Annotated in this window: 28 protein-coding genes and 1 riboswitch; of the genes, 14 read left to right on the forward strand and 14 right to left on the reverse strand. The window is 75.3% G+C overall.

What is annotated here, in order from left to right; all coding sequences use genetic code 11:
- Positions 1-143: 143 nt before the first annotated feature.
- Positions 144-271, reverse strand: a riboswitch (FMN riboswitch).
- Positions 272-715: 444 nt separating this feature from the next.
- The 3 genes from AB0442_RS07755 to AB0442_RS07765 all read left to right on the forward strand — a co-directional run bounded on the left by AB0442_RS07755 (position 716) and on the right by AB0442_RS07765 (position 2,840).
- The gene (locus AB0442_RS07755; protein ID WP_366161421.1) at positions 716-1,753 is read left to right on the forward strand and encodes a M4 family metallopeptidase; all 1,038 of its coding nucleotides are present in this window, start codon (positions 716-718) and stop codon (positions 1,751-1,753) included.
- A gap of 79 nt (positions 1,754-1,832) precedes the next feature.
- On the forward strand, positions 1,833-2,159 hold the full coding sequence (cutA, locus tag AB0442_RS07760; protein WP_366161423.1) for a divalent-cation tolerance protein CutA: 327 nt from the start codon (positions 1,833-1,835) through the stop codon (positions 2,157-2,159).
- A gap of 111 nt (positions 2,160-2,270) precedes the next feature.
- Complete coding sequence (locus tag AB0442_RS07765) at positions 2,271-2,840, forward strand: dihydrofolate reductase family protein (RefSeq protein WP_366161425.1); 570 nt, start codon at positions 2,271-2,273, stop codon at positions 2,838-2,840.
- On the opposite strand, the gene AB0442_RS07770 is transcribed toward AB0442_RS07765, so the two are convergent.
- The 3 genes from AB0442_RS07770 to AB0442_RS07780 are packed head-to-tail and all read right to left on the reverse strand — an operon-like array spanning position 2,816 to position 4,499.
- Positions 2,816-3,469 carry an HAD-IA family hydrolase gene (locus AB0442_RS07770; protein ID WP_366161426.1) on the reverse strand — a complete coding sequence of 218 codons (654 nt, stop codon included), beginning with the start codon at positions 3,467-3,469 and terminating at the stop codon, positions 2,816-2,818. The genes AB0442_RS07765 and AB0442_RS07770 overlap by 25 nt on opposite strands.
- Positions 3,466-3,672 carry a DUF397 domain-containing protein gene (locus AB0442_RS07775; protein ID WP_344628146.1) on the reverse strand — a complete coding sequence of 69 codons (207 nt, stop codon included), beginning with the start codon at positions 3,670-3,672 and terminating at the stop codon, positions 3,466-3,468. Before AB0442_RS07775 ends, AB0442_RS07770 begins: the two co-directional genes overlap by 4 nt.
- Positions 3,669-4,499, reverse strand: a complete 831-nt coding sequence (locus AB0442_RS07780) for a helix-turn-helix transcriptional regulator (protein ID WP_363541659.1) — start codon at positions 4,497-4,499, stop codon at positions 3,669-3,671. Before AB0442_RS07780 ends, AB0442_RS07775 begins: the two co-directional genes overlap by 4 nt.
- 125 nt (positions 4,500-4,624) lie before the next feature.
- Here AB0442_RS07780 and AB0442_RS07785 point away from each other — a divergent pair, with 125 nt between their 5' ends.
- Together AB0442_RS07785 and AB0442_RS07790 are read left to right on the forward strand one after the other, a co-directional pair.
- Positions 4,625-5,140, forward strand: a complete 516-nt coding sequence (locus tag AB0442_RS07785; RefSeq protein WP_366161427.1) for an ATP-binding protein — start codon at positions 4,625-4,627, stop codon at positions 5,138-5,140.
- A gap of 68 nt (positions 5,141-5,208) precedes the next feature.
- Complete coding sequence (locus AB0442_RS07790) at positions 5,209-5,874, forward strand: MSMEG_1061 family FMN-dependent PPOX-type flavoprotein (RefSeq protein ID WP_366161429.1); 666 nt, start codon at positions 5,209-5,211, stop codon at positions 5,872-5,874.
- Positions 5,875-5,899: 25 nt separating this feature from the next.
- On the opposite strand, the gene AB0442_RS07795 is transcribed toward AB0442_RS07790, so the two are convergent.
- Both AB0442_RS07795 and AB0442_RS07800 read right to left on the reverse strand, forming a co-directional pair.
- Entirely contained in the window at positions 5,900-6,610 is a 711-nt protein-coding gene (locus AB0442_RS07795; RefSeq protein WP_366161431.1) for a hypothetical protein, read from the reverse strand.
- 116 nt (positions 6,611-6,726) lie between these two features.
- Positions 6,727-7,149, reverse strand: a complete 423-nt coding sequence (locus AB0442_RS07800; protein WP_359981335.1) for a MarR family transcriptional regulator — start codon at positions 7,147-7,149, stop codon at positions 6,727-6,729.
- A 153-nt stretch (positions 7,150-7,302) separates the two neighbouring features.
- Here AB0442_RS07800 and AB0442_RS07805 point away from each other — a divergent pair, with 153 nt between their 5' ends.
- Positions 7,303-8,127 carry an alpha/beta hydrolase gene (locus tag AB0442_RS07805; protein WP_366161433.1) on the forward strand — a complete coding sequence of 275 codons (825 nt, stop codon included), beginning with the start codon at positions 7,303-7,305 and terminating at the stop codon, positions 8,125-8,127.
- Between the two features lie 5 nt (positions 8,128-8,132).
- Here AB0442_RS07805 and AB0442_RS07810 read toward each other — a convergent pair whose 3' ends face one another.
- Complete coding sequence (locus tag AB0442_RS07810; protein WP_366161434.1) at positions 8,133-8,336, reverse strand: hypothetical protein; 204 nt, start codon at positions 8,334-8,336, stop codon at positions 8,133-8,135.
- A 247-nt stretch (positions 8,337-8,583) separates the two neighbouring features.
- Between AB0442_RS07810 and AB0442_RS07815 the strand changes: the two genes are divergently transcribed.
- Positions 8,584-9,453, forward strand: coding sequence for a universal stress protein (locus AB0442_RS07815; protein ID WP_366161435.1), 870 nt, complete (start codon positions 8,584-8,586; stop codon positions 9,451-9,453).
- A gap of 30 nt (positions 9,454-9,483) precedes the next feature.
- Here AB0442_RS07815 and AB0442_RS07820 read toward each other — a convergent pair whose 3' ends face one another.
- From AB0442_RS07820 to AB0442_RS07835, 4 genes are all read right to left on the reverse strand, one after another.
- A complete protein-coding gene (locus AB0442_RS07820; protein ID WP_366161436.1) occupies positions 9,484-10,686 on the reverse strand; it encodes a hypothetical protein in 1,203 nt (400 codons plus the stop codon).
- 83 nt (positions 10,687-10,769) lie between these two features.
- Positions 10,770-11,834: an S-adenosylmethionine:tRNA ribosyltransferase-isomerase gene (locus AB0442_RS07825; protein ID WP_366161437.1), complete on the reverse strand. Its 1,065-nt coding sequence runs from the start codon at positions 11,832-11,834 to the stop codon at positions 10,770-10,772.
- 1 nt (position 11,835) lies between these two features.
- The gene (locus tag AB0442_RS07830; protein ID WP_366161439.1) at positions 11,836-12,657 is read right to left on the reverse strand and encodes an SDR family oxidoreductase; all 822 of its coding nucleotides are present in this window, start codon (positions 12,655-12,657) and stop codon (positions 11,836-11,838) included.
- A 326-nt stretch (positions 12,658-12,983) separates the two neighbouring features.
- Positions 12,984-13,574: a dihydrofolate reductase family protein gene (locus AB0442_RS07835; RefSeq protein ID WP_366161440.1), complete on the reverse strand. Its 591-nt coding sequence runs from the start codon at positions 13,572-13,574 to the stop codon at positions 12,984-12,986.
- A 237-nt stretch (positions 13,575-13,811) separates the two neighbouring features.
- Between AB0442_RS07835 and AB0442_RS07840 the strand changes: the two genes are divergently transcribed.
- Positions 13,812-14,489, forward strand: a complete 678-nt coding sequence (locus AB0442_RS07840; RefSeq protein ID WP_366161441.1) for a DUF5995 family protein — start codon at positions 13,812-13,814, stop codon at positions 14,487-14,489.
- A 46-nt stretch (positions 14,490-14,535) separates the two neighbouring features.
- Here AB0442_RS07840 and AB0442_RS07845 read toward each other — a convergent pair whose 3' ends face one another.
- Entirely contained in the window at positions 14,536-15,975 is a 1,440-nt protein-coding gene (locus AB0442_RS07845; RefSeq protein WP_366161443.1) for a GuaB1 family IMP dehydrogenase-related protein, read from the reverse strand.
- Between the two features lie 327 nt (positions 15,976-16,302).
- On the opposite strand from AB0442_RS07845, the gene AB0442_RS07850 reads away from it, so the two are divergent.
- From AB0442_RS07850 to AB0442_RS07870, 5 genes are read left to right on the forward strand one after another with little or no spacing between them, the layout of a single operon-like run.
- Positions 16,303-16,710, forward strand: coding sequence for a DoxX-like family protein (locus tag AB0442_RS07850; RefSeq protein ID WP_363541671.1), 408 nt, complete (start codon positions 16,303-16,305; stop codon positions 16,708-16,710).
- Positions 16,707-17,663, forward strand: coding sequence for a DUF3419 family protein (locus AB0442_RS07855; RefSeq protein WP_366161445.1), 957 nt, complete (start codon positions 16,707-16,709; stop codon positions 17,661-17,663). The genes AB0442_RS07850 and AB0442_RS07855 overlap by 4 nt, the downstream gene beginning before the upstream one ends.
- Positions 17,660-18,442, forward strand: coding sequence for a DUF2071 domain-containing protein (locus tag AB0442_RS07860; protein ID WP_366161447.1), 783 nt, complete (start codon positions 17,660-17,662; stop codon positions 18,440-18,442). Before AB0442_RS07855 ends, AB0442_RS07860 begins: the two co-directional genes overlap by 4 nt.
- On the forward strand, positions 18,439-19,242 hold the full coding sequence (locus AB0442_RS07865) for a methyltransferase domain-containing protein (RefSeq protein ID WP_366161449.1): 804 nt from the start codon (positions 18,439-18,441) through the stop codon (positions 19,240-19,242). Before AB0442_RS07860 ends, AB0442_RS07865 begins: the two co-directional genes overlap by 4 nt.
- The gene (locus tag AB0442_RS07870) at positions 19,239-19,667 is read left to right on the forward strand and encodes a hypothetical protein (RefSeq protein ID WP_359985573.1); all 429 of its coding nucleotides are present in this window, start codon (positions 19,239-19,241) and stop codon (positions 19,665-19,667) included. Before AB0442_RS07865 ends, AB0442_RS07870 begins: the two co-directional genes overlap by 4 nt.
- A gap of 56 nt (positions 19,668-19,723) precedes the next feature.
- Here the strand turns inward: AB0442_RS07870 and AB0442_RS07875 are convergent, their stop codons facing one another.
- Both AB0442_RS07875 and AB0442_RS07880 read right to left on the reverse strand, forming a co-directional pair.
- The gene (locus AB0442_RS07875) at positions 19,724-20,434 is read right to left on the reverse strand and encodes a CBS domain-containing protein (RefSeq protein ID WP_366161450.1); all 711 of its coding nucleotides are present in this window, start codon (positions 20,432-20,434) and stop codon (positions 19,724-19,726) included.
- A 165-nt stretch (positions 20,435-20,599) separates the two neighbouring features.
- Positions 20,600-21,634 (reverse strand): zinc-dependent alcohol dehydrogenase family protein, encoded by a 1,035-nt coding sequence (locus tag AB0442_RS07880; protein ID WP_363541676.1) that lies wholly within the window; start codon positions 21,632-21,634, stop codon positions 20,600-20,602.
- A 317-nt stretch (positions 21,635-21,951) separates the two neighbouring features.
- Here AB0442_RS07880 and AB0442_RS07885 point away from each other — a divergent pair, with 317 nt between their 5' ends.
- Entirely contained in the window at positions 21,952-22,605 is a 654-nt protein-coding gene (locus AB0442_RS07885) for a hypothetical protein (protein WP_366161451.1), read from the forward strand.
- An 83-nt stretch (positions 22,606-22,688) separates the two neighbouring features.
- Here the strand turns inward: AB0442_RS07885 and AB0442_RS07890 are convergent, their stop codons facing one another.
- Positions 22,689-23,384: a Tat pathway signal sequence domain protein gene (locus AB0442_RS07890; protein ID WP_366161452.1), complete on the reverse strand. Its 696-nt coding sequence runs from the start codon at positions 23,382-23,384 to the stop codon at positions 22,689-22,691.
- Positions 23,385-23,541 lie beyond the last annotated feature (157 nt).

The raw sequence follows: 23,541 nt of genomic DNA on the forward strand, positions 1-23,541 counted from the left end.
TAGGGGCGCGGACTCCGGGGCGGCACGGGAGATGACGCGGACAGCACGGCCGGGAGGGAACCCGCCTCCGGCGCCGTCGCCGAAGAGAGCTCTCCTGTCCGATCTCCACGACCCGTCGCCGGGCCGTGGACCTGCTCGTCCGCCGCGCACGCCTCCCATCCGGACTTTAACCGTCGGTCCAGGAATTTCACCTGGTCAACCGGCCGCTGGCTGCGGACGGGTCGCGGACTGTAACCGCCGGTTCGGATTTTCACCGACCCCGGAGTGCGCTGAACGTCACTACTACTGCCGTCATTCTGCCATGATCGGCGCCGCAGCAGCAGGGGGTGGGCCTGTGGTCTGTTTCACTCGGCGACCGTCCGGTCACGGGAATAGCCCGCCCGGCCGCGGCGGGGGCGCCGGGCGCGTCCGCTGCCGGCCCTGAGGGCGCGTCAACGGCGGCACCCTCGGGGGCGGATCGGCCACACCCCCTCGGCGTGCCTCCCCGGCGGGGCGCCCGGCTCCGGGTTCACCGGCCGGTGTGCCCGCGCGCGGCGGACCCGCGACCGCAGGGTTTGGTGCGGATCCGGCCCGCGGGCGCGGATTCTCCGTCCGGTCCGGCGGGAACCGGGGAAATTCGTCGGTTCCTACCCCTGGTCACCGGGTTCGGTCGTACGGAATGATCCCGCAGCAACCCTCGCCCCGCTCTGGAGGACCCGTGTCCCGTCCTGCCCGCGTGCCCCGTCTCGCCGTCGCCACCGCCGCCGTGCTCGCCACTGCGGCCGGTCTCGCCGCCACTCCCGCGGCCGCCAAGCCGGCCCCGGCCACGGCCGGTGCGGTCGGCCGGGTCTTCATGGTCAATCCGGTGCAGTCCTCGGGCGACGAGTCGCTGACGGACGCCAAGGACGCGGCCTCGGCCGTGCCCGCGTCCGCCTACGCGCAGGTCGCGCTGCGGAACCTGGACGGCAGCGGCTACCTGTCGGGCCGGTGGGCGGTGGTCCGCTCGGAGACCGGGGCGCCCGCGTACTCGCCGTCCGGCAGCTTCACGTTCACCCGGGACGACGACCGGTTCGAGCAGGTGATGGCGTACTTCTGGGTCAACGAGGCGCAGGAGTACCTGCAGGGCCTGGGCTTCGGCAGTGAGCTGCCGGGTGCGAACGACCGGGCGCAGCCGGTGCGGATCAACCAGTGGGGGGCGGACAACTCCTTCTTCACCGACAAGAAGGACGAGATCCGCTTCGGCAAGGGCGGGGTGGACGACGCGGAGGACGCCGAGGTGATCGTCCACGAGTACGGACACGCGGTGCACGAGGCGCAGGTGCCCGGCTTCGGGGCGTCGGCGGAGGCCGGGGCGATCGGCGAGGCGTTCGGCGACTACCTGGCGGTGGCGGTCGGCGCGGCCGCCGACGCGAAGTACGGCTGGACGGCGCGCACCCCGGAGGCCTGCGTGGCGGACTGGGACTCGACCGGTTACACCGCCGGCCCGGTGCACTGCCTGCGCCGCCTGGACACCGGCAAGGTGTACGGCGACAAGGTCGGCGAGGTGCACGCCGACGGCGAGATCTGGTCGCAGGCGCTGTACGACGTCCGCAAGGCGCTGGGGGCCCGCACGGCCGACCGGATCATCGTGAACGCGCAGTTCTCCTTCGCGCCCGACACGTCCTTCTCGGCGGCCGCCCTGGCGACCGTGGACACCGCCCGCCGGATGTACGGCGCGAGCGCCGCGGACACCGTCCGGAAGGCCTTCGCCGCGCGGCAGATCCCGGGCCTCTGAGCCGCTCGCACCGCCTCCGGCCCCGCCGTCCTCCGACGCGGGCCGGGGGCGGCGCGCCGGCGCGCGTAGGCTCGGCGGCATGACGACCCGTGACGTCCTCGTGGTGACCACGACCCACGACGCGCAGGAGAAGGCCCGCGCGCTGGCCGAGCTGGTGGTGCGGGAGCGGCTGGCCGCCTGCGCGCAGGTGTACCCGATCGATTCGGTGTACCGGTGGGAGGGCGAGGTGCGGTCGGAGCCCGAGTGGCGGATCGACTTCAAGACCACGGCCGGCGTCGTGGACCGGCTCACCGCCTTCCTCCGGGAGCACCACGGCTACGAGACCCCGGAGGTGGTGGCCGTGCCGGTGGTGGCCGGCTCGGAGGCGTACCTGGCGTGGGTGGCGGCGGAGACCGCCGGGCCGTGACCTCCTGCCGGCCCCTCCCGCCGCCGGACTGACACGCCGTCACCGAGGGTGCCGGGCGGCCGGTGGCCGCCGTGCCAGCATGGAGCGGGCGTCGGAGCCGAGGGGTGGGCGATGCGGAAGATCGTGATGCTGTTCTCGGTGTCCCTGGACGGGTACGTCGAGCGGCCGGACCGGCGGATCGACTGGCACCTGGTCGACGAAGAGCTGCACCGGCACATGAACGACGTGCTGCGGCCGATGGGCGGCTTCATCAGCGGCCGGGTCACCTGGGAGCTGATGGCCGGGTACTGGCCGACCGCGGACGCCGACCCGGACGCCCCCGGACCGGTCGTCGAGTTCGCGGAGATCTGGCGCTCCATGCCGAAGACCGTCTACTCCCGCACCCTGACCCGTGCCGACTGGAACACCGAGATCCGGCGGGAGGTCGTCCCGGCCGAGGTCGAGCGGCTCAAGGCGGAGCCCGGCGGGGACCTCGTGCTCGGCGGCGCGGACCTCGCCGCCGCCTTCCTGCAGCACGACCTGGTGGACGAGTACCGGATCTACGTCCACCCGGTGCTGATCGGCGCGGGCAAGCCGCTCTTCCCGCCCGCGGCAGCGGACCGGCCGCTGCAGCTGATGGAGACCCGGACCTTCGGCAACGGCGTGGTGCTGCTGCACTACGGGCGGCCCGCGGCCTCCTGAGCGGCCCGGCCGTCCCGCGCGGCGGGCAGCCGGCCGGCCAGCGCGGCGCGCAGGTCGGCCGGGGTGCGGTAGTGCAGGCCCGCCATGCCCAGGGCGGCGGCCGCGGCGACGTTCTCGGCGCGGTCGTCGACGAACAGGCACCGCTCGGGGGCGACCCCGGCCCGTTCGGCGGCGATCTCGTAGATCCGGGTGTCCGGCTTGGCCGAGCCGACCTCGGCGCTGTTCACCACACCGTCCGCGAGGCCGGTGAGGCCGAGTGCGGCGAGGTCCTCGTCCAGCCAGACGGTGGCGTTGGTGACGAGCAGCACCGGGCAGCTCGCGCGGGCCCGGCGGAGCAGGTCGACGACCTCGGGGTCGGCCGACTGGGGTGTGGTGGTGAAGGCCCCCGCGAGGGCCCGGGCCTCGTCCGCGGAGACGCTCGCGGTGAGCGCGGCGCCGATCGCCTCCCGCCACTGCGCCCGGGTGAGCCCGCCGAGGACGAGCGGCTCCGCGGTCCCGGGCCCGAACGCCGCCCGGGCGGTGCTGCCCGGCGGCAGTCCGGCCGCCCGCTCCAGCCGGTTCACCTCGGTGTGGTCGAAGAACCTGATCACACCGTCCAGGTCGCACAGGACGGCGCCGGGCACCGTCATGCGAGTTCGCCGGATCTGACCGCGTCGACGAAGGCCTGCCACGCGGCGGCTCCGAAGACCAGCGCGGGCCCGGCCGGGTCCTTGCTGTCCCGCACCGGGACCATCCCGTCGAAGCCGTCCGCGACCTCGACGCACTCGCCGCCCGAGCCTCCGCTGAAGCTCGACTTCCGCCATACCGCGGCCGACAGATCGAGTCCGTTCATGGGGTGTAGACCTCCTCCATCGCCGTCTCGACGGCGGTCAACGAAGCGTCCGGCGACAGGGCGTCAGCGCGCAGGTGATGGTACGCCAGTGTGTAGCGCGCCACATCCTCCGGACGGTCGATGAGTTGGCCCGAGTAGGGCCCCTCCAGGTGGGCCACGTCCGGCCCCTCCGTGAACGACAGAAGGGTCATCGAGCCGTCCAGGGCGGTGTGCGCGCCGGCCGCGAAGGGCAGCACCTGCATCACGACCCGCGGGCTGCGGGCCACGTCCAACAGCCGTTCCAGTTGGTGCCGCATCACGGCCGGACCGCCCACCGGGCGCCGCAGCACCGCCTCGTCCAGCACGACCCACAGCAGCGGCGGGGTGGGCCCGTCCAGGATGGTCTGGCGGCTCATCCGGGCGGCGACCAACTCGGCCACGACCTCGTCCGGTTCGCCGGTGCGGCCCTTGCGGATCACGGCCCAGGCGTACTCCTCGGTCTGCAGCAGCCCCGGCACGACCTGGGCCTGGTAGGTGGCGACGGAGGTCGCGGTGGACTCCAGTTCCACGAAGCCGCGGAACCACGACGGGAAGGCCGGCCGGCCGAGCAGTGGCCAGATGCGGGCCAGCGCGCCGTCGGTGCCCAGCGCCGCGTCGCAGCGTTCGGTGAACTCCCGGGAGGGTTTGCGCCGGGCCGTCTCGACCAGCCCGACGAGCGAGCCGGTGTAGTTGACGACCTCGCCGAGCCGGTCCTGGGTGAGTCCGGAGGCCTCGCGGAAGCGGCGCAGCTCCGACCCGAAGAAGCCGAGCACGGACGACGAAGGGTCCAGGTCTCGCGTCGGTGCCATCGGCGTCCTCCCCCGGTCTACAGCGCCCGTTGTTGAGCGCCGAGCACTACCGAGCGTATCGCCGCGGGACGAGTCTTGTGACGGGCCGGCGCAGATCGCCCCGGACCGTGACCGTTGGAGCCGTGATGCACGACGTCCCCGCCCGTCCCGCCGCCGAGCGGCCGCCCTTCGCGACGACGGGCGGGGCGGACGGCTTCGGCGGACGGCTGGAGTTCTGGCTGCCGAGACGCCGGGACTCGGTGCGCGAGGCGCGGCGGCGGCTGCGCGACCTGATGGCGGTCTGCGAGCCGTGGGACGCGCGCACCGCCGGGCACTTCACCGGGGACGGCGCTCTGGTGCTGTCCGAACTCGCCACCAACGCGGTGGTGCACGCCCGCTGCCGCGGCGGCCGGGTGCAGTTCCGTCTCCGCTACGGCAGGCCGGGCCTGCTGCTGGAGGTGTCCGACCCGGACGGCGGGTGCGGGCCGGGAGAGGTGCCGCGGATCGCGGAGGAGTTCCCGGAGGGCGGGCGCGGGTTGGAGATCGTCGGCGCGCTCGCCGCGGCCTGGGGCTGGCTGCCGCAGGCGGCGGGCGGGGGTGCCGGCAAGACGGTGTGGGCGCTGATCGCGCCGCCGGGCGCCACGGGGCCGGCGGAGGGCTGAGGAACTGCCGGGCGCAGTGGCGGAAATGCCGTTCCGCGGCGGACGGCGCTCGGCTAGATTTCCGGTATGTGATCACAGAACCCGCGGTGCCCGGCCGCCTCTTCGACGCCCTGCAGTCCTCCGCCGTCCGGGAGGTGTCCGAGCTGCGCGAGGTGTACGAGCAGCCCGGCGACCACGCCCGCCGCAAGCAGGTCGACCGGATCCACGACGTGGCCCGGCAGTTGATCGGCTGCTCGTCGCTGGTGATGGTGGCGAGCGCGGACGGGGAGGGCCGCTGCGACGTGTCGCCGCGCGGCGGCCCGGCCGGGTTCGTGGCCGTGCTGGACGACCGGACGCTGGCGATCCCCGACGCCACCGGCAACAAGCGCCTGGACAGCCTGCAGAACGTCGTGACCACCGGACGGGTCGGCCTGCTCTTCGTGGTGCCCGGCCGGGACACCACGCTGCGGGTCAACGGCCGGGCCTGCGTCACCACCGACGAGCGCCTGCTGGCGCAGCTGACCGCGGTCGGCAAGCCGCCGCGGAGCGCGATCGTGGTGGAGGTCGAGGAGGTGTACGGGCACTGCCCGAAGGCGTTCCTGCGCGGCTCCGCGTGGAAGCCGGAGCAGTGGCTCGGCAAGGACGCCCAGCCGACCTCGGCCCAGGTCACCCTCTCCCACCTGCGGGACCCGGAGCTGACCCTGGACCAGATCGAGCAGGCGGAGCGGGAGTCCCTCCAGTACCGCTACGAGTGACCCGCGCCGCCGCGGAGCGGAGCGGTCAGAGCGGCAGCTCCTCGCCCGCGCGGTAGGAACGGACGGCGGCGGCCCCGCCGCCGTCCGGGCGGACGAGGTGCACCCGGCCCGCGCCGCGCACCCGGGCGCCCGCGCCCCGCACGGTGACGGCGGTGTTCTCGTCGATCGCCAGGCCGTAGGGCACGGCGCCGCGGGCGACCGCCTCGACCAGCCGGCCGAGGGTGCCCCACTGGGCGGCGTGCACGTCGACGGCCGGGGCGACCAGGCCGAGGCCGTCGCGGACCTCGATCTCGTCCAGGTCCTCGGCGGTCTCCTCGGGGCAGACGGGCACGCCCCCGGACAGCCAGCCGCCGACCACCGCGCGCCCGGCCGCGATCGCCGCGCCGGCCGAGAACCCGGCGTACGGCAGCGGGCGTTCGGCCAGCCGGCGGCCGAGCGGCCCGGCCAGCGCCGAGGCGTACTCGGGGGTGAGCCCGCCGCCGACGAAGACGGCGTCCGCGCCGTCGAGCACGGCCGGGTCGAATGCCGCGCCCGGCACCACGGGCACCGCGCGGGGCCGGCAGGGCGCCGCCGCGGTGAGCGCGCCGGACCAGCGCTCGAACTGCTCGGGCACGTCGCCCTCGTCGAGCAGCAGGCAGGCCACCTCGGGCTGCGCCCCGGCCTCGGCCAGGAACGGCCCGTACAGCTCCGCGTACCACGTCTCGTCGCGGCCACCGCCGACCAGATGGATCGTCATCGCTCCCCCTTCACGGTGTGCATCCTGCACGGTGTGCATCCGGCGCACGCTAGGCGGTCGGGCACCGACCGGGCGAACGGTTTTCCGTCCGGACCGCGGGCGCCGGGCCGCCGGCCTCAGTCGACGTCGACGTCGTCGAAGAGCGCGAGCATCCGGGCGAGCACCCGGACGCAGGTCGCGACGTCCGCCTCGGTCAGGTCGCCGCCGGCCTGCCGGAGCAGCGCGTGCTCGCGGTCGGTCACGGCGGTGATGGCGGCGAGGCCGTCGTCCGTCAGCCGGATCAGCGAGGACCGCTGGTGGGCCGGGTTGGGGGCGGTCGCGACGAGGTTCCGGGCGGCGGCGTCGTTGACCATGCGCTGGACGAACTGCCGGCTCAGCGACTGGGCGCGGCCCATCTGCGGGACGGTCATCGGCCCGTGCTCGCGGAGCAGGTCGAGGACGGCGCGGACGCCGACCGACAGGCCCTGCTGCGGGGCGTCCTGCTCGATCTTGCGCTGGACCCGCCGGTAGAGCGGGCCCACCAGGGCGAACACCTCCATGAGGTGCGGGGCGATGTCGTCGGGCTCGCCGGGCGGCGGCTGCGGGGGCTCGGTCTCGGTCACGCGGCCATCATGACACCTCGGGTGCCGTATCGGTCGAAGAAAATGACAACTCAGTTGTCATCCTTCATAGAATATGGCACCTTGGTTGTCATGACTGATGCCTCGGACCTCGCCACCTTCCCCTCCCACGACGGCCCCCTCGCCTACCGCGACACCGGCAGCGGTCTGCCCGTCGTCCTGCTCCACGCGGGCTTCCTGGACCACACCATGTTCGACGAGCTGGTGCCCGCCCTCGCCCGCCGCCACCGGGTGATCGCACCGGACGCCCGCGGCCACGGCCGGTCCGCCAACGCCACCCTGCCGTTCCGCCAGACCGACGACCTCGCCGCCCTGCTGCGCGGGCTCGACACCGGCCCGGCCGTCCTGGTCGGCACCTCGATGGGCGCGATCATCGCCGTCGACACCGCCCTGGAGCACCCGGACCTGGTGCGCGCCCTGGTGATCAGCGGCGGCGGCACCGCCCTGCGCGAACCCCGCGACCCGTGGCTGCTGGAGCTGGAGGCCGAGAAGGCCGCCGCCATGGCCGCCGGCGACATCGCCGGCTGGGTCGACGCCTTCGCCCGGATCGCCGCCGGCCCGCACCGCGGCCCCGACCGGGTCGACCCGGAGGTCGTCCGCCGGGTGAAGGAGATGGCCTGGCGCACCCTCGCCAAGCACACCGCCGACGAGCAGGACCACAGCGCGCCCGTCGCCGACACCGCCGCCCGCGCCAAGGAGATCGCCGTGCCCGTCCTGGCGCTCAACGGGGCGCTCGACTCCCCCGACCTGATCGCGCTCGCCGAGGACCTCGCCGCCGCCGTCCCCGACGGCCGCACCACCACCCTCGACGACGCCGCCCACCTGCCGAGCATGGACCGCCCGGAGGCCTACCTCCACGCGGTCGAGGCCTTCCTGCAGGAGATCACGGCGGCCTGACGCCGCTACGTGCCGGGCGCGGTGCCTTCCGCGGGTTCGGCGCGTCGGCGCAGGTCCGCGCCGCAGCGCCAGCAGCGGACGCTGCCGGCCGGCTCCGGCACCGCGCCGCAGGACGGGCAGAGCAGCGCCAGCAGGCAGGCCGGCTCACCGCCCTGCTCCTCCGGGCCCGGCCGCTGCTCCCCGTGCCCGCCGAACGGCTCCTCGTCCATGCCCGCCAGGCTACGCCGGTGCACCTACGGCGGTCACAGGGCGTGGCGGCTCGCGCAAACCCGGAGGTGGTGGTGGACTGAGGGGGACGGGAAGGGCCCCAGGAAGACGCGGGGTAGCGGCCAGAACCGTGCACCGCGCAATCAGGATCCGCGAGAAGCGGGTAGCCCCTTCCCGTCGCCGCACGTCGGACGCCGTGCAGCACGGCCGGCCGCCGCCGTTCCTGCTCCGGACACCGCTGGAGGAGCCATGACGTCAGCCGTGGGAAGCCGCCCGGTCGTGGTCGGCGTCGACGCCGGGGACCCGGCCTCCGCGGCCCTCGCCTGGGCCGCCGACGAGGCCGTCAGCCGGGGGCTGCCGTTGCGGCTCGTCCACGCCGTACCGCCGAGCAGCCGGGACTACCGCGGCTTCGACGAGGGCCACTACCGCACCGCGATGCACGAGGCCGGCGAGGCGGCGCTCGGCGAGGCCCGGCTCGCCGTCGAGGAACGGTACTCGGGGCTCGACATCAGCATCGTCCTCGCCGACGGGCAACCCGGCCAGGTGATCTGCCGGCGGGCCGCCAGCGCCGAGATGGTCGTCCTCGGCACCCGCGGGCTCTCCCGGATCGAGGCGGTGCTCAGCACCTACTCGGTCATCCTGCCGGTCACCGCCCAGTCGCCGTGCCCGGTGGTGATCGTCCGCGGTGAGGAGCAGATCGCCGAGGAGCCGCCGTACGTCGTCGTCGGCGTGGACGGCAGTGCCGGCTCCGGCGCGGCCATCGACTTCGCCTTCGACGCGGCGGCCCGGCGCGGGGCGGAGCTGCGCGCGGTCTGGGTGTGGCAGGCGCCGACCATCCTGCCGATCGACAAGGCCACCGCGATCCAGGAGATCAGCCGGCAGCTCCACGAGGTCACCGCCGGCCGCACCGCCCTGCACCCCGACGTCCGGCTCACCCACGAGGTGCTCACCGGCCACCCCGTCGAGCAGCTCGCCGCGGCCTCCGAGAACGCGCTCGCCCTGGTCGTCGGCCGCCGCGGCCGCGGCGGCTTCACCGGCCTGCGCCTCGGCTCCGTCCCGCACGGCCTGCTGCACCGCGCCCGCTGCCCGCTCGTGACCGTGCCCGCCGACCTCGACTGAGCGCCCGGCGGCCGGTCGGAGGGCCCGCGGTCAGCGCAGGACGACGGTGATTCCCGTCTCCTCCAGGAAGCGCACCACGTGCTCGACGTAGGGGAGTTCGCCCGCCGGGTCGACGCTGACGTCCGCGAGGGCGGTGCGGGCCGTGTCCGCGTCGTGCCAGACCAGGGTGAACGGCCCCCGGACCTCCTCGCCGCCGCAGGGGCAGCCCAGCAGCACCCCCCAGCACTGGTGGAGGTGCCGGCCCGGACCGCCGACCGCTTCGCCCAGCGCGCACCGGAAGCCCGCGACGTCGGTGACGAACCTGCCGTCCAGGTGACAGGTGCCGCCGACGGGCACCTCGCCCGGGGTGCCGGTGGTGAACCGCAGCCACTCCTCCCTGCCGGCGGTCGGCAGGCCCGCCCAGGCGTTCCGCTCGCGCGGGACGCCCTCGTACCAGGCGTCCCAGACCGGTCGGGCGGCGCCGGCCGGCAGGTGGCCGAGCCCTGCGCGCACGGTGACGTCGACGTCGATCAGGGTGCCCCCGAGCCGGGACGGCCGTGCACCGGCGATCTGCAGGTGGAGGTTCTCCTCGGTGCGGATCGGCCGGCCCGTACGGTCCAGGACGAGGAGGTCGAGCCGGTCGCCGTCCGCCCGCGGGTGGACGAGCCGGGCGAGCAGCCGATCGGTGGGCTCGCAGCCCACCAGCCGGAGCGGTTCCGGCTCCGGCTCCGGCCGCTCGGTGTAGAGGCCCTCGATCCGGCGGCACTCGCCGATCCGGCTGCCGGTGCCGTTGTGGATCCCGATCTCCGCCGACTCCGGCTCACCGACGGCACCGGTCCGGCCGGTCGGGGTCGTCGGGCCGACGACCCCGGCCTCCAGCACCAGGTCGAACAGGCCGGGGCCCAGCGCGGACGGACGGCTGCCCACCACGACGGCCTCGTCCAGATCCCAGTAGTGCACCCACCAGCCGTCCCACGCGTCCGGGTGGTCGTCCGGGAATTCCACCGGGACGAACAGGTGGCCCAGCTCGACCGGTTCGCGCCGCGCGCGGTCGGCCGCCTTCAGCAGCCGGCCGGTCGGACGGCATCCGACCAGGGTCAGGGTCTCGCGCCGGGGCACCCGGTCCACGAACAGCCCGTCCATGTCGGCGCACGGCGTCCAGAGCGTCCGCTCGCCGTCCCACTCCTCGCTGACCAGCGCATACCTGAGCGGGATGTCCCGCTGCCGCGCCCATACGACTTCTTCGAACCGCACGTCGTCCTTCCGTCGGCCCGCATCGTCGCAGCGCGGACCGGGCCCGCACCACCGGATTACGCGGCGCCCGGGACGGACCCCTATCAGTCGGGGAGCAGCAGGTTGACGTCGCCGAACTCGTGCCAGAGGTAGCGCTGGTCGAGGGCCTCGGCGTAGCAGCGGGTGAGCAGGGGGCGGCCGGCCACGGCCTCGAGCATGAGGAGGTGGGAGGCGCGCGGCTCGTGGAGGCCGGTCAGCAGGCCGTCGACGGCGCGGACACCGCGTCCGGGGGTGATGACGAGGTCGGTCCAGCCGTCGGCGGCGTGGACCTGCCCGTCCCCGTCCGCGGCGGACTCGAGGGCGCGGACGGCGGTGGTGCCGACCGCGATCACCCGGCCGCCCCCGGCACGGACGTGGTCGACCAGCCGGGCCGTGGACTCCGGAACGGAGTACCGCTCGGCGTACGGGGCCTCGTGCGCCTCCGGGGAGGCCACGCCGGTGTGCAGGGTGATCGGCGCGACGAGGATCCCGCGGGAGACCAGCCGGGCCACCGTCTCTGTGGTGAACGGCCGTGCGGCGCTGGGCATTTCGCTACTGCCGGGCACAGCCGCGAAGACCGTCCGGTACGCCTCGATCGGCCAGTCGCGGTCCACGTATCCGTACCGGACGGCGCGGCCGTGCCGGGCGAGGTAGCCGGTGAGTTCGCCGGGCAGGGTGAGCCGGGCGTGCCAGAGCCGCGGGGTGAACGGCGCGGTGAGTTCGGCGACCGCACCGCCCGGCAGGGTGATCCGCAGGCCGGGCCGAGCGGGCGAAGTGCCCGGCTCCCAGGGGGCGGTGGCGTGCGAGGTGGGTCGGCGCAGCTCGACGAGGTGGTGGCCGCGCGGGTCCGGCTGGGCCGAGGAGAGGTGCACGGCGACCTCGGTGCCGTCCGGGAGTGCGCCGGTGAGTGCGGCGGGGAGGGTGGCCGAGTTGTTCACCACCAGCAGGTCGCCGGGGCGCAGCAGGTCGGGCAGCTCGGTGAAGCGGTGGTGGGAGGTGGCGGCGCCCTGTCGGCGGCCGACCAGGAGGCGGACGCCGTCCCGGGTCAGGCCGCGGGCCTCGGCGGGTGCCCGGGCGGAGAGTTCGGGCGGGACGGTGAAGTCGTAGCCGGTGTCCACGGCGGTCGCCATCTCACTCACCGGCCGGGGTCGGGGCGTCGGCGGCGGTCCGGGCGGCGACGGCGGGCGTGTCGGCGGCGGCGGTCCGGGCGGCGGGCAGGTCGGCCGCACGGTAGCGGCCGGCGGCGGGGCGGTCCCGGAGCAGGCCGAGCAGCGCGGGGACGACGGTGGCGGGCAGCGGCCGGTCGGAGATGTCCTCGCCGGGGAAGGCCTCCTGGTGCATCCGGGTGCGCATGTCCCCCGGGTCGACGGCCCAGACGGCGACGGCCGGCTCCTCGGTGGCGAGCACCGCGGAGGCGTGGTCGAGGGCCGCCTTGGAGGCGCCGTACCCGCCCCAGCCGGGGTAGGCCTCGACGGCCGCGTCCGAGCTGATGTTGAGGACGGCGCCGCGGTGGTCGCGCAGCTGGGGCAGCAGCAGCTGGGTGAGGGCGATCGGGCCGAGCACGTTGACCTCGAAGGTCTCCAGCAGGCCGGGCAGCGGGAAGTCGGCGAGGGCGGGCAGCGGTGCGCCGTCGAGGTCGTAGCCGGTCAGGGTGGAGGCGTTGTTGACGAGCAGGGAGGCTCCGCCGAGGGCCTCCGCGGCCTCGGCGAGGCGTTCGCGGTGGTCGTCGTCGACGACGGAGCCGGCCGGGGCGGTGACCTTGGTGACGGCGGCGAGTTCGGCCTCGGCGGCGGCGAGTTCGGCGGTGTTCCGGGCGGTGATCACCAGCTGCCAGCCGTCCCGGGCGAGGGCGCGGGCGAGTTCCAGGCCGAGCCCCCGGGAGGCTCCGGTGACGACGGCGACGGGCGGGGTCTGCGGGCTGTCGGTGGCTGCCGGTGCAGCGGCGGTGTCCATGCCCCCACTCTCGTTCCGCACCGGGCCCGCCCGGATCGGCCGCCGGCCCGGTGCCCCCGGGCCCTTGGCCCTACGACCGGGGCCTTAGGGCGGTTCTTCAAGGGCGCACGGATGCCGCACGGGGGCGCGTGGGACTGCGCGATTCGGATGCGGCCCACCGTCCGGATCAGGGTGCGCCGGATTCGTCAGGAGCACCACTCCCGGACTGCGCGGTTCTCCCCCGGCCTTCGGCCGGGAGGTGCCCCCACGCGCCCCTGCGGCATCCGTACGCCTTGGAGGACACGTCCCAGGGCTTCGCGCCGACGGCGAGCGGGCCCGGGGTGCCGTTACCGGGTCCAGCGGGTCTCGGCGATGCCGCAGGCGTGCGCGGTCGACCCGGTGGCGCGGTAGCGGCGGCCGGCGAGCCAGGGGCCGAAGATGCGGACGCCGGTGCCGGCGAAGCCCGGGTTGGTGAACAGCCGGAGTTCGTCGGCGAGGTCGTCCCGGAGCAGGGACGAGACCAGGCCGGCGCCGCCGAAGCAGACCAGGTCGCCGCCGGCCTCCTTCTTTGCGCGGGCCACGGTGTCGGCGAGCGGGCCGTTGAGCACGGTGGTCCGGGGCCAGTCCTGCAACGGGCGGCCGGAGCGGCTGACGACGAACTTCGGCAGGGTGCCGGTGGCCCGGCTGAACTCCCAGTCGGGGTCGGCGGGGTGCTGCTCCGCGGTGTGCGCCCAGTGCGCGAGGTATCCCTCGTCGGCCATCGGCCGGCTGAGCAGGATGCCGGAGGCGCCCGCGAGCAGGCCGTTGAAGGAGGCGCGGAGGTCGGCGCTCCAGGGCCAGTCGGGGCCCCAGTTCCACAGCTGCCAGTCGGTGTCCGGCAGGCTGCTGTCGACGCAGCCGTCGATGGAGATCTGCATCGCCACAATCAGGCGGCTCATGGTCTCGTCCGTCCCCTCGTCACGGTCCAGGGCTGCGGACGGCCCGGGGCGCGGACCCGTCCTCCCGGATGTCTACCAGCCGGACGCCGTTCCCGCCGGGCTTCCGGCCCGACGCCCCTCCGCGGGGCTCCGGGGACTCGCCGAGCGCGGCTTCTGGGCATGAGTCGCACACTGACCTACCATCAGACGATCCGCCAGTATGACCGGCCCGGCCCGATGCGGAAGGCTGCGCACACCATGACGATCAGCGAGGCCCTGACGGTCGACCAGGTGATCGACCGGATGGAGCGGTTGCAGGCGACGTTCCCGGCCGGGGACGGCGTCGGGGTGTTCAACCACGTGTACCTGCGGGTGACCCGGCTGGTGGCCGAACGGCTCTCGGACGGCTACTTCGCCGACCCGGCCGGGATGTCCGAGCTGGACGCGGTGTTCGCGGCCCGCTACCTGGAGGCGGTGGAGGCCGCGGCGGGCGGGCGGCGCCCGGCGCACTGCTGGCGTCCGCTGTTCGAGCTGCGCGGCCGGGCCGACGTCCACCCGCTGCAGTTCGCGCTGGCGGGGATGAACGCGCACATCGAGCACGACCTCCCGCTGTCCGTGCTCGACACCTGCCGGCTGCTCGGCCAGGAGCCGGAGGACGTCCGCGCGGACTACCACCGGATCAACGACGTGCTGGCGCAGGTGGAGGCCGAGGTGCGGGAGGAGCTGCTGCCCTGCCCGGACGAACTGCACGCCGCCGACCGGCTGCTGCACGTGGTCGGGGTGTGGAGCATCGACCGGGCCCGGGACGCGGCGTGGGCGAGCGTGCTCGCGCTGTGGGAGCTGCGGCACTCCCCGCTGGTGGAGGACACGGTGGCCGCGGCGCTGTCCCGCTCGGTCGGCATGGTCAGCCGGGCCCTGCTCACCCCCGTCGAGTGACGCACCACGGGTGCGCCCCCAGGGGCGCACCCGGACGCGGGAGCGGTCAGGCCCAGCTGGAGTGCAGCGGCTTGCCCTCGGCGTAGCCGGCCGCGCTCTGGATGCCGACGATCGCCTTCTCGTGGAACTCCTCCAGGCTGGAGGCGCCGGCGTAGGTGCAGGAGCTGCGGACGCCCGCGACGATCGAGTCGATGAGGTCCTCGACGCCCGGGCGGGCCGGGTCGAGGAACATCCGCGAGGTGGAGATGCCCTCCTCGAACAGCGCCTTGCGGGCGCGGTCGTAGGCGGACTCCTCGGCGGTGCGGTTGCGCACGGCACGGGCGGAGGCCATGCCGAAGCTCTCCTTGTACTGGCGGCCGTCGGCGGTGGTCTGCAGGTCGCCGGGCGACTCGTAGGTGCCGGCGAACCAGGAGCCGATCATCACGTTGGACGCGCCGGCGGCGAGCGCCATGGCGACGTCGCGCGGGTGGCGGACGCCGCCGTCCGCCCAGACGTGCTTGCCGAGGCGGCGCGCCTCCTCGGCGCACTCGAGGACGGCGGAGAACTGCGGCCGGCCGACGCCGGTCATCATCCGGGTGGTGCACATGGCGCCGGGGCCGACGCCGACCTTGAGGATGTCGGCGCCCGCCGCGACGAGGTCGCGGACGCCGGCGGCGGAGACCACGTTGCCGGCCACGATCGGCACCTGCGGGTCGAGGCCGCGGACGGCCTGCAGGGCGCTGATCATCGACTCCTGGTGGCCGTGCGCGGTGTCGACGACCAGCACGTCCGCGCCGGCCTCGAGCAGCGCCTTGGCGCGGCCCGCGACGTCGCCGTTGATGCCGACGGTGGCGGCGATCCGCAGCTTGCCGTCGGCGTCGACGGCCGGGGTGTAGAGGGTGGCGCGCAGCGCGTTGCGGCGGGTGAGCAGGCCGACGAGGCTGCCGTCGGCGGCGACCACCGGGGCGAGCTTGCGGTGCGCCTCGTTGAGGCGGTCGAAGGCGGCGCGCGGCTCGATGCCCTCGTCCAGCAGCAGCAGGTCGCGGGACATCACCTCGGCGAGGCTGGTGAAGCGGTCGACGCCCTGGCAGTCGCCCTCGGTGACGACGCCGACGGGCTTGCCGTCCTCGACCACGACGAGGGCGCCGTGGGCGCGCTTGGGCAGCAGGGAGAGCGCGTCGGCGACGGTGTCGCCGGGGCTGAGGGTGATCGCGGTGTCGTGCACCAGGTGGCGGCCCTTGACCCAGCCGATCACCTCGGTGACGACCTCGATCGGGATGTCCTGCGGGATCGCGACCAGGCCGCCGCGGCGGGCCACCGTCTCGGCCATCCGGCGGCCGGCGATGGCGGTCATGTTCGCCACCACCAGCGGGACGGTGGTGCCGGTGCCGTCGTGGGAGGAGAGGTCGACACCCTGCCGGGAGCCCACGGCGGAGCGGCTGGGGACCATGAAGACATCGTCGTACGTGAGGTCGTACGCGGGCTTGAGGTCGTTCAGGAAACGCATGAAAGGGCTCTCTGGCTGGGCGGTAGGTACACCACGGGTGCGGTTGCGGCAGGGCCGGCGGGCGCACTCGGGCGCCCCGCACCCAACCGTCAATGTTCATCGATACCCCGGGGTGAAGGCCAATCCACACGCAAACCTTGAAGATCCACACAAGCCGTCGCGGCGGCCTGCCGCCGTGGCCTGGAGGAAGGTACGAACCGGCCGCCCGCACACCTAGTTGAACGCGTTCAAATTCTGCGGCATGATCCTCGCATCGAGGTCCGGGATCCGCCCGGGCCGGCGCCGCCGTGCCCTGCGCACCGGCGGCGGGGGGAGGAGAGGGGGATCGTGGCCGACATCGGAAGAACCCGCCTCCCGGCCGCCGCGGTCGCACTGATGTGGTGGTACGAGGGCTTCTGGTGCAAGGTCTTCCCCGGCCGGGCGGACCAGCGCGCCATCGTCGAGGGGCTGCCGCTGCTGCCGGCCGGCGCGGTCACGCCGCTGCTGCTCGCCATCGGACTGGCCGAGGTCGCGCTCGGCGTCTGGGTGCTGCTCGGACACCGCCCGTACGCCGCCGCGGTCGTGCAGACCGTCCTGGTGGCCGGCTTCAACACCGGCGGGCTGCTCGTCGGCGCGGACCACATCCCCGAGCCCGGCCGGCTGGTCGTCCAGGACATCGCCTTCCTCGCGCTGATCTGGCTGGTCGCCGCCCGGCGCCCCGCGGACCGCGCACCGCAGTGGGCGGTGGCCCGGTGAACCGCTCCCCCGCCGCCCGCCCCGCCCCCGCCGACGGCACGCCGTGGCAGGACGGCCGTCTGATCGCCGGCCCCGCCGGCCGCCCCCGGGTGCTCTTCGGCCGGATGTACGAGGACCCGGCCGTCGAACTCTCCGTCCTCCCGCCGCCCGGCGCCCGGGTGCTCTGCATCGCCTCCGCCGGCGACACCGCCGCCGCCCTCGCCGCGGCCGGGTACGAGGTCACCGCGATCGACCTGAACCCCGTCCAGCTCGCCTACGCCCGCGCCCGCCTGGAGGGCGGCGCACCCGCGCTCACCGGCGCCGCCGAACGGCTGACCGGCCTCGGCCGCGCCACGGCCGCAGCCCTGCTGCCGGCCTGGCGGTCCGCCGCCGTCGCCGGCTTCCTGCGCCTCGACGACCCCGCCGAGCAGCTCCGCCGCTGGTCGGCCGAGTTCGACGGCCCGGGGCTGCGGCTGCTCGCCGCGGGCGCCCTGCGGCCCGCCGGGGCGCTCGCCGCCGCCCTGCGGCCGGGCTTCCGCTGCGCCCTGCCGTCCGGCTTCGACACCGTGCTGCTCCGCCGGATCGCCCGGACGGTCGCCCGGCACCCCAACGCGGCCAACGACTGGGCCTGGCGGCTGCTGCTCGGCCGCGAACGCCCCGGCGCCACCGCCCTTCCGGCCGGCGGCGGGGTGCGGCTGGTGCTCGGCGAGGTCGTCGAACACCTGGAGCGCTCCACGGCCGGCCGCTACGACGCGGTGACGCTCTCCAACGTGGTCGACGGTCCGGGGCCGGACTTCGCCCGCCGGCTGCGCTCCGCCGTCGAGCACGCGGTGCGGCCCGGCGGGGTCGCGGTGGTCCGCAGCCTCCGCGAACCCGGCCCGGCCGGGCCCGGGCTCGCCGCCGAGGACCGTTCGGTGATCTGGGGCGTGGTGCGGGCCGTCCGCACCGGGACGGACGGAGCCGATCCGCGATGAAGCACCTGCTGCAACGCCACCCCGTCCCCATGCGGACCCGCTTCGCGCACTCGCTGGTCCTCACCTACGCCCTGCCGCCTGACGTCCTGCAACCCCTGCTGCCGCCCGGCCTCGCCCTCGACACCTACACCGATCCGGGCGGCACCGAGCACGGCTTCGTCGCCGCCGCCCTGGTCGACACCCGGGACCTGCGGCCCGCCTTCCTGCCGGCCGGCCTCGGCGCCGACCGGATCCTCACCGGGTACCGCGTCTTCACCCGCTTCCCGACCCCCACCGGGCGGACCATGCGCGGCCTGAAGATCCTCCGCAGCGACACCGACAGCCGGGTCATGGTGCTCGGCGGCAACCTGCTCTCCCGCTACCGCTACCGGCTCGCCCGGATCGGCAGCAGGGTCGTCGACGACAGCCTGGAGTTCCGGATCGTCAGCCGCGACGGCCGGGCCGACCTGCACGTGCGGGCCCACCTCGGCGGCGCCCCCGCGGACCTGCCGGCCGGCAGCCCGTTCGCCTCCGCCAAGGACGCCCGCCGGTTCGCCGGGCCACTGCCCTACACCTTCGAGCACGAGCCGGAGACCGGCTCGATGATCGTGGTCAAGGCCACCCGGACCCGCTGGGAGCCGACCCCGGTCGCCGTCGAACTGCCGACCCCGCCGACCTTCTTCCGGCACGGCCCCTTCGCCGGGACGACCCCCGTCCTCGCCAACGCCTTCCACGTCGCCGACCTCGAGTACGGCTGGGAGGCCGGCCGGCGCCGCGCCGAGAACGGGGCCGAGCGGTGAACCGGACCACGGCACGCGAGCAGCAGGAACAGCACGGGTTCTCCGGGCTGCGGGAGGTGGTCTACTACAACTGGCCGATGTACGTGGCGGGTTGCCTCGCCGCGGGGGCCGGCCTCGCGGCCTCCCACCGCCTGCCCGGGCCGGCCGCGCGGATCGCCCGGCTCGGTGCGGCGGCCGCCGCCGGACTGCTGGCGACCAGCACCGCCGCCACCTGGTGGGTCTACGACCGCTCGGAGCTGCAGACCTTCGACTGGCTGGACGATCTGCTGCCGGCCGGCCCGGGCGAGCACCTGGTGGTCTCCGCCGGCCTCGACGAGACCAGCCGGCCCCTGGCCGCCCGCCGGCCGGACCACCCCCAGCGGGTGGTGGACCTCTACGACCGGGCGACGATGACCGAGGGCTCGATCCGGCGGGCCCGCCGCCGGGTGCCGCCCGTGCCGGGCACCCTCGCCGGACGGCCCGACCGGCTGCCCGCCGCGACGGACTCGGCGGACACCGTCCTCGTCGTCTTCGCCGCCCACGAGCTGCGCCGCGCCGAGGACCGGCGGGCGCTGTTCGCCGAGTTCGCCCGGGTACTGCGCCCCGGCGGCCGCCTCGTCCTGGTCGAGCACCTGCGGGACGCTGCCAACACCGCCGTCTACGGCCCCGGCGCCCGGCACTTCTTCTCGCGGCGGACCTGGCTCGGCGCCGCCGCGGACGCGGGCCTGCACCCGGTCGCCGAACGGCGGATCGCCGCACTGGTGACCGCCTTCGCCTTCACGCAGACCGACGCCCCGGACCGGAAGGACGGCACACCGTGACCCACCTGCTCACCCTGGAGGGCCAACTACGGCTGGTGGGTGCCGCCCTGATCGCCATGGGCGCGCTGCACGCCGTCCTGCCGCGGTTCATCGGCTGGCCCTCCGACCTGGCCGGCACCACGCTGCTGACCCGTCAGGTCTCCTACGTGCACCTGTTCTTCATCGCCCTGACCTGCGTCCTGCTCGGCCTGCTGCCCCTGCTGCTCGCCCCCGACCTGCTCGCGGGCGGTCGGCTCGGCACCGCGCTGCTCACCGCGCAGACCCTCTTCTGGGGCATCCGCTGGCTCTTCGAGTTCGCGGTGTTCTCCCCGGCGCTCTGGCGCGGGGACCGGCTGCGCACCGCCGCGCACGTGGCGCTGTCGGTGCTGTGGACCTGGGTGACGGCGGTGTTCGCCTGCGCGCTGGTGGCGGTGCTCCGCGGTTGAGGCGCCGGTGCGGTGCGCGCGGCCGGGGGTGCGGTCGGGGTGCGGTCCGGGTGTGGTCAGAAGACGTGACCGGTCGCGTAGGCGTGCACCGGGTCCGGTCCGCCCTCCGTCCCGGTGCCCGTGCGGTCGGTGACCGAGACGACCCCGTCGACGGAGCGGCACAGCCGCACCACGAGCGGCGCGAGCCCCGGGGTCTCGATGGTGCCGCTGAGCACCACCCGGCCCTGCACCACCTCCACGCCCACCAGGGCCGGGCTCACTCCGTCGACCTTGCCCAGCACCTCCTCGACGATCTCCCGGTGGATCAGCCGGTCCTCGCGGAGGAACACCCGCAGCAGATCGCCCCGGCTGACCAGGCCGGCCAGCCGGCCGTCGGCGTCGACCACCGGCAGCCGCTTCACCCCGTGCGCGGTCATCAGCCGGGCGGCCGCCACCACGCTCGCGCCGGGCGTGGTGCACAGCACCGAGCCGGTCATCAGCTCCGCCGCGGTCACCGCTGCCCTGCCGCCGTCGGGGCCGCCGTCCGCGGTGCCCGCCGGGGCCCTGTCCGCCGCGGACTCGGTCGCCGGGTCGTCCTCCTGGGCGGCCAGCGTGCGCAGCAGGTCCGCCTCCGAGACGATGCCGATCGGCCGGTCCTCGGCGTCCACCACCGGCACCGCCGTGATGTCGAACTCCGCCAGGAGCGCCACGATCTCCCGGAATCCGGTCTCCGGTGCCACCCGGACGACGTCCCGGGTCATCACCGACTCCACCGTGCGGTGCCCCATGACCAGCCTCCCTGCTGCCGTGCCCCGATCCTCACCCACCCCTGCCCCCAACGGTAGGGCCCTAGGACCCGTTCACGAACCGTCGCGCCCCGGAACCGCCGCTCGGGGGCTCAGCCCGTCCACGCGGCAGCGACGGCCCCGAGCCGCTCCCGGGAGGGCCGGCGGTCAGTCGGGGACGAGGACGGCGACGCCGGTGACGCGGTCGGCGGCGAGGTCGGCGAGGGCTTCGGGGGCGCGGCTCATCGGGTAGCGGCGGACGTGCACGGCGGGCGGGTGGGCGGCGGTCTCGGCGAGGTAGGCGCGGCCGTCGGCTCGGGTGTTGGCGGTGACGCTGCGCAGCGTGCGCTCCTGGAAGAGGTACTGGCGGTAGTCGAGGCGCGGGATGTCGGAGAGGTGGATCCCGGCCACCGCGAGGGTGCCGCCGCGGTCGAGGGCGGCGAGGGCGACGGGGACGAGGTCGCCGACCGGGGCGAAGAGGATCGCCGAGTCGAGGGGTTCGGGCGGGCTGTCGTCGGCGCCGCGGGCCGAGCTGGCGCCGAGGTCCTGGGCGAGCCTGCGGGCTTCGGCGGAGCGGGTCAGCACGTGGACGCGGGCGCCCCGGGCGAGGGCGAGCTGTGCGGTCAGGTGTGCGGACGCCCCGAAGCCGTACAGGCCGAGGCGGCCGCCGGGCGGGAGGTCGGCGCGCTGGAGCGCGCGGTAGCCGATGATGCCGGCGCAGAGCAGCGGGGCGAGGTCCTCGTCGGGCGGGCCCTCCGGCAGCCGGTAGACGTAGTCGGCGTCGACCACGGCGTGGCCGGCGTAGCCGCCGGGGACGTCCCAGCCGGTGTAGCGGGAGTCCGGGCAGAGGTTCTCGCGGCCGGCGAGGCAGTACCGGCAGCTGCCGCAGGTGCCGGCCAGCCAGGCGGCGCCGACCCGGTCGCCCTCGGCGAAGTCGGTTGCCCGCGGCCCGGCCCGCAGCACCCGTCCGACGATCTCGTGGCCGGGCGGGCAGCCGGGCAGGTGCGGTGCGAGGTCGCCCTCGGCGAGGTGCAGGTCCGTCCGGCAGACGCCGCAGGCCCGGACCTCCAGCAGCAGGCTCCTCGGTCCGAGCGGTTCCAGCGGCCGTTCGACCCGGCGCAGCGGGCGGTCGGCGGCGGGTGCGGGGTGGTCGACGACCCAGGCGGTGGTGGTTCCGGTGGTCGTCCCGGTCTCGGCAGCCATCGGCTGTGGCCTCCCGTCGGCGCGGCCTCCCGGCGGTGCGGCCGGGCGGTGGACGCGGTGCGGCTTCCGCCTCCAGCATGCACCGCCACGGCAGCCCGGGCGCGGTCGTGCACGGGCGACGACGCGGCCCGGGCAGCACGGTTCGTGAACGTCCGGCCCACTGCGGCGACCGTGCGTGACCGTCGGCACCGGTCGGGGATCGCCGCAGGTGGGAGTGGGCCGGTGGGGGGAGGTGGCCGGGTGGTGCGCGTGGCGGGGTGCCGGTGGGGCCGGTTGGAGAGACGCTTGAGTCCGAAGCCGGCGGTAGGAGGCGTACTATGCGCACCCACTTCCCCGGCCGTCGCGGGAATTCCCGGTGGCGGCGCCTGGTGGTGCATCTGCGGCTGGCGGTCGGCGCGGACGCCGGGCCGCTGTGGCGGCCGGTGGACCGGTCGCGGAGCCGGGCCCTGCTGGCCGCGTGGCTGGCCGTGGTGGTGGCGGCGGCCGGCGCGGGGGCGGCGGCGCTGTTCATGTACTGGTCGGCGCAGGCGGACGCGGCGCGGGCGGCGGCCCGGCTGCACCGGGTGCCGGCGGTGGTCCGCAGCGAGCCGCAGCAGGCGGACCTGAGCGCCTCCGGGGCGCCGGCGGGCGGCTACCGGGCGCTGGCGAGGTGGACGTACCCGGCCGGGCACACGGTGACGGAGGAGGCTGCGGTGCCGAGTTCGGCCGGGCCGGGTTCGCAGGTCAGGGTGTGGGTGGACGATGCGGGCCGGGCCGCCGAGGGGCCGCGGTCGACCTCGGACATCGTGGCGACCACCGGCTTCGTCGTGCTGGGCGGCTGGGCGGCCGCGGCGCTCACCTGCGCGGTCGGGTACAGCGTGCGGCGCAGCCGGTTGCAGCGCCGGGCGGAGGAGGAGTGGCAGAGCGACTGGGCGGTGGTCGAGCCGACCTGGACGGGCCGCGCGGGAGGCCGCAACGGCTCGGACGCCTGATCCCGTGACCGCGTGAAGCGCCGACCGCGAGGCGGAGGGGCACAGCAGGTGCCCCTCCACCTCCGCGTGCCGCGTGTGCGCGATCAGTTGACGTGGACGACGGGGCTGCCGGGCCGGCCGGTGTCGGTGACGGGGCCGTAGGTGGCGGAGAAGTATCCGTCCGCGGGGCACAGGCCCGATCCGCCGCTCTTGGCGAAGTGCTCGTTGTGGAAGGCCAGGCCGTGGGCGGTGTTGTCGGCGGCGCCGGTGAAGGCGCCGCTGAGCTGGTAGCTGCAGGTGATGGTGCCGAACCAGGTGGCGAGCACGGCGGTGGCCTGGATCGGCCCGGCCGGGCCTGCGGTGAGGGTGACGGGGTACCCGGCGGTGTCGTCGACCGCGACGGTGTAGGGAAGGTTGCCGACGGTCAGGCTCTTCACCGCGGTGACGCCGGTGACGTTGCTGGTGCACGAGCCGAAGGCCATGCCGGTGAGGGACTCGGTGGCGGTGCCGGGTGCGGCGGGGTTGGTGAGCACGGTGGCGGTGAACTGCGAGGTGCCGCAGGTGACTCCGGTGGCGCTGGTGGCGGTGGAGTAGAAGGTGGCCCGGGTGGTCGCGGCGAGCGGTGCCGAGAGCACGTCGCCCACGGCGACGGCGTCGCCGGTGGCGTCCCCGGTGGTGAGGACGGCCGCGGCGGCCGGCCGCGGCGCGGCGGCGGCCGGGGCGGAGAGGGCGGGGAGACCGGCGGCGGCGGTCGCGAGCAGGGCGGCGGCGAGCAGGGCGGGGCGGCTGGATGAGCGCATGGGTGGGCCTCTTCCTCGGTGAGGGGGTTCGAGAAGACGCACGTTCGCCGCTCCGGACGGGTGAGGGGCGCCGGAGCTCCTTACCCTTGTAGGTCCATGTCGGTACACCGTCAATACAATCGGCGGAACTTGCTGACGAATAGTCAGCAGCGCCCGC

It is taken from the genome of Kitasatospora sp. NPDC085895, from assembly GCF_040702125.1.
GTDB classification, from domain to species: Bacteria; Actinomycetota; Actinomycetes; order Streptomycetales; family Streptomycetaceae; genus Kitasatospora; species Kitasatospora arboriphila.